1 protein-coding gene is annotated in these 920 nt (G+C 46.2%); it reads left to right on the top strand.

Going from position 1 to position 920, the window contains the following annotated elements; all coding sequences use genetic code 11:
• Nucleotides 1-920 (top strand): IS4 family transposase (locus IEV61_RS20540; protein WP_188419028.1); only part of this gene is annotated, 920 nt, incomplete at its 5' end.

The following is a 920-nucleotide window of genomic DNA, read 5'->3' as shown; positions in this document are numbered from 1 at the left end:
CCATAGAAGAAAAGGAATCTTATAAATGGTTCGATACTTCCAATAGAACCAAGTTGTGTTTAAAGCAAGCCGAAGCTGTCATCATCATTCAGGACAGGGAAGGGGATATCTTCGAGCAATTTGTCACCGTTGCTGATGAAAAAACCTATTTGCTGGTACGTTCGCGGGTCAACCGCAAACTTGATAACGCAGGCAAATTATGGGATGAACTTGACAGATCAACGCTGTTGGGTTCTTATATGATCCAAATAGATGCAGACAGCCGTAGTAAAGAGCCGGCAAGGCAAGCAGAGATAGAGGTCAGGTCCATCAAGGCATCCGTATGTTCGCCGTCCAAGAACTCACCACCACTAACGCTTTATGCTGTGGAGGCAAGAGAGGTCAACTCAAGCGCAAAAGAACCTGTCCTGTGGCGTTTATTGACCAATTGGTCTGTTGAGAGTTATGACCAGGCAAAGCTGATCATTGAATGGTATGGGTGCAGGTGGGTGATCGAAGAGGTGTTCAGATCCCTAAAAAAAGGAGGTTTCAATATCGAACAAAGTGAGATAGAAAGCGGGTGGGCGATACGAAAACTATGTATCATGTTATTGGACACTGTGTTGAAGATAATGCAAATGCAGATCGCCTATCATATGCCGGAAGGATGCGATCCGGGAATAACCATTTGCTTTGATCATGAACAACAAGAATGCCTGGCTGTGATGAATAAAAAAGCAGAAGGTAAAACCCAGGCGCTCCGGAACCCTTTCAATCCCAGGGAACTCCGATGGGCCACATGGGTAATCGCGCGGAACGGAGGCTGGAAAGGCTACCGTTCACAACAACCACCGGGCATGACAACGATATGGCGAGGACTACAACGTTTCTATGATGTCTTAGACGGCTGGAACCTATTCAAAGATATAGGTACACCGTAG

It is taken from the genome of Mucilaginibacter galii (assembly GCF_014635825.1).
In the GTDB taxonomy this organism is placed as follows: domain Bacteria; phylum Bacteroidota; class Bacteroidia; order Sphingobacteriales; family Sphingobacteriaceae; genus Mucilaginibacter; species Mucilaginibacter galii.
This window is presented reverse-complemented; position numbering and strand designations above follow the sequence as displayed.